Genomic DNA, 6517 nt, shown 5'->3' with positions numbered 1-6517 from the left:
TTGCAAGCAAAGCGTTTTATCCGTCAGTACTATCACTTACTAAAGAACTTTGACAATGTGAAGAGGTTATTTGAGTTAGTCACTCATCTTCAAGTCTTTTGATTTGAGAAGATTTTTAAGTATGGCTTTTTTCCACAACTCATTTAGGATTGCTATATATGTTATGAAAAAAGCCCAATGAAACAAAAAAGGTCATCAAATAATGACCTTTTTTGTTTCATTGGGCTTTTTGTAGTTTATAATACAAATATAAAAGTTAATTTGTGAGTAAAAAAGATGAAAGCTTATCGTGAAAGCCAACAACAACCCTACAGCGATTATCGCGATCGCCAAATATCTGAAAATGCGCTCGAAAGTCATGAACCAAAAGACCACTTACACCCCAATTACTGCCATTGGGCATGGTTGCCAAAACCTACCAAATAAGCATAAAAAAAGCGGCGCATTGCGCCGCTTTTTTTATGCTTATTCGCTATAGAAAATTATCTTGCCCAGTAAATGACTTTTTTCTCGATGGCAACAAATAAGGCATAGAGCATTACACCTAAAATTGCAAGTGCAATCAGTGCGGCAAAAGCAAGAGGTACTCTAAAGTCCGAAGCTGCTTGGACGATCAGATAACCTAAACCAGCATTAGATGCAATTGATTCTGCAATTACCGCGCCAATAAAGGAGAAAGAAACAGCAATTTTGAGAGAGGCGAATACATAAGGTAACGTATGTGGCCATCCCACCTTTTGGAAAATCTCAAAATCCGATGCGCCCAAAGCGTATAAAACATCCTTCATTTCAGGCTCAATCGTTTCTAAACCCAGAGCGACGTTAACCGCGATCGGGAAGAAAGCTAGTAAAAAAGCGGTAATGATCGCAGGAATAGCATTAGCCCCAAACCAGACCGCTAGTAGTGGTACTAGAGCAGATTTAGGAATTGTATTAAAAGCAACTAGCAATGGATAGAAAGTTAAATAAATGAATTTGGAGTAACCTATCAGAAAGCCTAGAACTACACCAACAAGGCTAGCAATCGCAAAACCTGCAAAGGTTGTCCAAACTGTACGTAACGAGTTTTCCATTAGCTGGGGCGCGAACTCGATTGCTGCTTTAAGAATGTCAGATGGGGCAGGCAAATTAAAAGGTTGAATCTTTAAAGCCCAAACTGCGAATTCCCAGAGGATAAATAGTAAAACTGTGGCGATCGCTGGCAAAATAATCGTTGCCAATTTCGTGTTTAAAAAAGCATCAAGATCAAACTTTTTAGGCGATCGCCTTGCACTCTCAATAGTTCCTTGCATATATTTTCCTCATTACTAATTGCAAAAACTTGTAATAACAGATAATCTGGTAGTCCTAAAAAGCAGAAGATTTATATGATAGGGATAGGCGGCGCTTCGCGCCGCCTATCCCTATCTATTTAGGACTACAAATAATCTGGCGAAGCCAGATTATTTGTTTAGCTCTTATGAATATGGCGACGCAACTCAGCGGCGAGATGCGCGAAGTCGTCACTGAGGCACATCTCTAAGGTTCGCGGACGAGGCAAATCAATCTTAAGCTTGAAGGCAATCTCACTCGGTCTAGGACTCATCACATAGACTGTATCGGACAGAAATACTGCTTCGCGCAAATCGTGAGTGATCAGAATACCCACGCACTTTGCCTCCATCCAGAGGGTTTGGAGCATCACCCACATTTCTTCACGGGTAAAGGCATCTAGTGCGCCAAAGGGTTCATCTAATAGCAAAATCTCAGGCTGGTGAATCAAGGAGCGACAAAGAGAAGCTCTCTGACGCATTCCACCTGATAATTGCCAAGGGAATTGCTGCTGAAAATCCTTTAAACCTACTGCTTGCAGGAGTTTTTGCGCCATCTCTAAATAACGAGCATGATTAACCTTAAAGTCTCGCTTGTAGGGAGATACTATTTCTAGTGGCAATAAAACATTATCAATTGTGCGTCGCCAAGGAAGCAGTACAGGATTTTGGAACGCGATACCCACATTTTTAAGTGGCTTGGTCACAGCTTGTCCGTGACATCTTAACTCACCGATTTTGGTAGGACTCAATCCTGAAACCATTCTTAAAATTGAGGTTTTGCCACATCCACTTGGACCAACAAATGTGACAAACTCTCCAGGCTGAACGCTTAGCGATACTTCCTGAATAATTCGACGCATCGATTCGCCAAATGGATATTCCAAACCAATGCGATCAAATTCTAGCAAGGGCATAGAAGGAACATCGGTTTCAGTGGATGTAGAGGTTAGAGGCTGTACCATTTTAGCTGTGCCATTTGATTGAGTAGGGGAATTTGTAAGTCCATCCCCAAATAATTCAAAAAGATTGGCTGTACCAATCTTTTTGAATTATTTGGTTGTATTTAAAGCAATGGTTTGCGTTCGCTAGCAGGAGGAACCATCCGTTGCTCTTTAGGAGGTAGAAACTTATCTGTAAATACATCAGCCACAGTAGTGGGCTTTAAGTTAAACCCTTCAACCGTTTGAGCAATGCTCTTTTCTAAGCGCTTCATATCAGCTCCACCAAAACCAGCCGCTTCGACTTCTGGAGTCACGTACATGCGCTCGATCGCTAATTTTAGGCGAAGTTTCTCCGCTTCTCGATCCATCAACTTACTTTGATCAGTAGAAATAACTAGATCAAGTGCTGCACTGGGGTCTTTGACGACTTCCTGCATCCCACGGAAGTAAGCTTTGAGGAATGATTTAATTGCCTCAGGATTTTTGGTCATAAAATCTTGTTTAACCAAAATTCCATTGCCATAGAAATCCAAACCATATTCGTCATAGAAGAAGATTTGGATGTCATCCATTGTCTTTCCACCCTTGATCAAGGATGGAATAACTGAAGTATAGAAACCACTGACTGCATCAACTTTGCCTTGTAACAGGAAAGTCTCACGCAGTTTAGGCTCCATGGTGTCCCAAGTGACTGAATCAGGAGCAATCTTTACTTCCTTAGCAAAAAGTGGGAAAAGCTTACGTGGGCCGTCACCTGCGGGCGCACCAAGTTTCTTGCCAACTAAGTCAGCAGGAGTTTTAATTCCATTTGCTTTGAAAGTGACAATTGAGAAAGGAGCCTTGTTTTGATAAAAGGCTACTGCAACAATTTTGTCATTAGGATTCTTGTCATTGAATTCCATTGCATTGTAGACATCGCTAAATGCCATGTCATACTTGCCAGTACCAAGCTTACTGATCGTGTCAGCGTTACCGAACCCACGTTCATAACTGACATCCAACCCTTCTTCAGCAAAGTAACCCTTTTCGATCGCCCAAATTAGAGGTGCATCAAGACTCTGTTTCAAAAAAGGTAGTTGTACACGAATCTTTTGTTTTTCCTTTTTGTCCGTACTACCAGCTTGGGGAGATGACGCAGTAGTAGGAGCAGCAGTCTTGTCTCCAGAAGTTGTACTTGTAGTTGGTGGCGCAGAATTACAAGCAGCAAGCAAAGCTGTTGAGACGGCAATAAGGAGAATTCTATTTAACTGTTTCTGAAAGGTATGAAGCATTATTGCCCTGTAGAGTTAAAATGTATACTGTATACAAAACTAATTTGTATTTAAGGTGAGTAGAAAAGAAGTTTCTGTATAGATCAATACAAAGAAATGAGCCTTTCAGATCAAGCTTAGATATTGCTTTAGCATTAGTAGCAAAACACAAATGGCTATCCCATTTTGTGCTTTAAAAGCCTTACTGGATTTGATTTGTAATTCACGAAAGTGTGACGATACTTTCGTGAATTTGCGTGATCTATCAAAATAGAGTGGCGGCGCTTCGCGCCACCACTCTATTTTGGTTTCTAAAATTACTTGCCATAGTTATACTTCAGAACTTTAAGGTAAAGTATTCAATACTAAAAGTTTGAGATCAATTTGACGAGGGTGTTTACTAATGACAGGTATATCGATAGATTTGAAAGCTAAATCCCCTCTTTATGTCGGTTTGTTATTTGGTGGACAGTCAGGCGAACATGATGTGTCAATTACATCGGCAAAAGCGATCGCCTCAGCCCTCAATCAAAACTCTCGATACAAGGTTCAACCCTTTTACATTCAGCGTGACGGAACATGGCGCAGTCCCGATGTATCACAAAAGGTTCTGGATGCTGGCAAAGGTTTACAAGATTCAGAGTTATTAACCAATGCTGCATTTTTCTTGCCAACGGAAGTTCAACAAATTGATCTTTGGTTCCCTGTTCTACATGGACCCAATGGTGAAGATGGAACGGTGCAGGGGCTATTACAATTAATGCACAAGCCCTATGTCGGTAATGGGGTACTTGCCTCATCGGTGGGAATGGATAAGATCGCGATGAAGGCGATTTTTGCGAATGCGGGTTTACCTCAGGTTAAGTATGTAGCGCTGAACCGTTGGCAATGGCAACAAGACGAGCAGGCTTGGAGTGAACATATTGAAGCGACTCTTGGTTATCCCTGCTTTGTGAAGCCATCTAATCTTGGCTCATCGGTAGGAATTTCCAAAGTACGCGATCGCAAGCAGCTACAAGAGGCGATCGCTAGCGCCACCAGCTACGATCCGCGCATTATCATTGAGCAAGGTGTGACTGCCCGTGAAATTGAATGTGCTGTTCTCGGTAATGAGCAACCCCAAGCTTCAGCGATCGGTGAGATTACTTTCACGAGCGATTTCTACGACTATGAAACCAAGTACACTGCTGGCATGGCAGATCTGATTATTCCTAGCAAGTTGCCTGACAACGTAACTCAAGCGGTGCAATCAATGGCGGTGAAAGCTTTTCAAACTGTGGCAGGTTCAGGTTTAGCTAGAGTTGATTTCTTCTATGTAGAAGCGACGGGAACGGTTTTAATTAATGAAATCAATACTTTCCCTGGATTTACCTCACTAAGTATGTATCCAAAGTTGTGGGAATATTCGGGAATTCCGTTTACAGAACTATGCGATCGGCTTGTTGAGCTAGCTCTAGAGAGGCATGTTTAGAGATACTGCATTATTAATAGACATTATTACTACTGAAGAAGAAAACGATCGCGCTTTGAGCATTGTTGAAAGTCTGCTAGCTGAGGATAATCTGTCTCCAGAAAAAGAACAGATACTTCGACTTCTAGTTTCTCTAATTGAAAAATTTGAAGATGAACATTATCAGTTAAGTACCTGTATAAAATAAATTACCAAAACCCGTAAATTTGTGCCCCGCAGGGGCACAAATTTACGGGTTTTGATTTGTAACTTAGCTACTTAGCTGATCAGTCAAAATCAAACATTTAAATTTAAAATCAAACATTTTTCTTGGGAAACATATATTTACGTGGTTAAATGTTTGATTTGCTTGAAATGTTTGACTTTGTCTTAAATGTATACATTGGAGCTATTAGCTTTGAGATACAATCAATATGTATTATTAAGATTAAGAGTAGGAGATTTCTGCCATCTCTAAGCGATCATTAAAAGCCTCAGCAGCAGGTATCAAGCAGGCTAAAAAGCGTTTTGCTCATAAAGGTTGGACTCAAGAATACCTTGCAGAAGAAGTGGGTGTCAAAACGCGGCAGCCAATCTGGCGTTTTTTTGCAGGAAAACCAGTTGAGCGTTACACATTTTTTGAAATTTGTGCAAGGTTAGACTTAGATTGGCAAGAGATTGTTGTCACATCTCTCTTAGAAGAAGATGATGAGCCGACTAGCGATAAACTGGAAACTACTTCTCATACTCCTGATCTCGCTAGTATCTCTATGCCTCCTAGCCTTCCTGTAGAAGCTGATAATCGACACTATGGATTGAATGAAAGCATCCACTATTATTGCGGTCAGCGATCTGCTGAAGTCTTAAAGCGAGATATTAAAGACTTGCGATTAATTACTTGTAATTTAGACGGTGGTTGTTCTCTTGCGGCAATTCACAATGGTCAAATCATTGATACGGCTACTGGATTTACTCCTTTAGAAGGTTTGATGATTGACTATAGCTCAGGCTCAATTGATACTAATGTTTTGAATGAGATGATGCGACAGGATAACGCCCCTGATAATTCATCAAAGAAAGAAGTAGAACAAGAATCGAGTTTAGTTGCTACTTCTGCGAAATCTAATAATCCAAAATCGGTGGGATCTGCGATTGATACAGATAATTCCAGAGCAAAACAAGCCTTAGATATTTACCTTCATCGTTTGCGATCTTGCCTTGGCTCCATGCTCATGAGTTTAGGTGGTATGGATGCGATCGTATTTACATCAGAATTAAGTGAGAACTCGGAGATCGTCCGCGAACTTATTTGTCAATCCTTAGGTTTTCTAGGATTAAAGCTTGATTTAAAACAGAATCAGAACGATCCTATAGATGAAGATATTGCCACCACTAGTTCTAAAGTGCGGGTGTTGGTAATTAATCCTCAAGAAGCTTAAGCGATCGCTAAAGCCAGAATGAAAACCTTTGACGCACGCTGAGCGTTACAGGTTTTCATTCTGGCTTTATATTTATAGCTGCCGTCGATTGTGTTAGGACAAAAGCAAAACCCAAGAAGAGAAT

General features: G+C 40.8%; 7 protein-coding genes. 4 read left to right on the top strand and 3 right to left on the bottom strand.

The window, feature by feature from the left end; translation table 11 throughout:
* Positions 1–276 precede the first annotated feature (276 nt).
* Entirely contained in the window at positions 277–426 is a 150-nt protein-coding gene (locus tag H6G05_RS22425) for a hypothetical protein (protein ID WP_190581744.1), read from the top strand.
* A 56-nt stretch (positions 427–482) separates the two neighbouring features.
* Here the strand turns inward: H6G05_RS22425 and H6G05_RS22420 are convergent, their stop codons facing one another.
* The 3 genes from H6G05_RS22420 to H6G05_RS22410 all read right to left on the bottom strand — a co-directional run bounded on the left by H6G05_RS22420 (position 483) and on the right by H6G05_RS22410 (position 3525).
* Positions 483–1292, bottom strand: a complete 810-nt coding sequence (locus tag H6G05_RS22420; protein ID WP_190581742.1) for an ABC transporter permease — start codon at positions 1290–1292, stop codon at positions 483–485.
* Between the two features lie 158 nt (positions 1293–1450).
* Positions 1451–2275, bottom strand: coding sequence for an ABC transporter ATP-binding protein (locus H6G05_RS22415; protein ID WP_190581740.1), 825 nt, complete (start codon positions 2273–2275; stop codon positions 1451–1453).
* Positions 2276–2376: 101 nt separating this feature from the next.
* On the bottom strand, positions 2377–3525 hold the full coding sequence (locus H6G05_RS22410; protein ID WP_190581738.1) for an ABC transporter substrate-binding protein: 1149 nt from the start codon (positions 3523–3525) through the stop codon (positions 2377–2379).
* A gap of 382 nt (positions 3526–3907) precedes the next feature.
* Between H6G05_RS22410 and H6G05_RS22405 the strand changes: the two genes are divergently transcribed.
* The 3 genes from H6G05_RS22405 to H6G05_RS25480 all read left to right on the top strand — a co-directional run bounded on the left by H6G05_RS22405 (position 3908) and on the right by H6G05_RS25480 (position 6393).
* A complete protein-coding gene (locus H6G05_RS22405; RefSeq protein ID WP_190581736.1) occupies positions 3908–4975 on the top strand; it encodes a D-alanine--D-alanine ligase family protein in 1068 nt (355 codons plus the stop codon).
* Positions 4968–5162, top strand: coding sequence for a hypothetical protein (locus H6G05_RS22400; RefSeq protein WP_190581734.1), 195 nt, complete (start codon positions 4968–4970; stop codon positions 5160–5162). The genes H6G05_RS22405 and H6G05_RS22400 overlap by 8 nt, the downstream gene beginning before the upstream one ends.
* 361 nt (positions 5163–5523) lie before the next feature.
* Entirely contained in the window at positions 5524–6393 is an 870-nt protein-coding gene (locus H6G05_RS25480; RefSeq protein WP_190581732.1) for a hypothetical protein, read from the top strand.
* Positions 6394–6517: the final 124 nt, after the last annotated feature.

Source organism: Phormidium tenue FACHB-1050 (assembly GCF_014696925.1).
Classification (GTDB): Bacteria; Cyanobacteriota; Cyanobacteriia; order Pseudanabaenales; family Pseudanabaenaceae; genus Pseudanabaena.
Note: the sequence above shows the minus strand (reverse complement) of the source record. Positions and strands in the feature narration are given on the sequence as shown.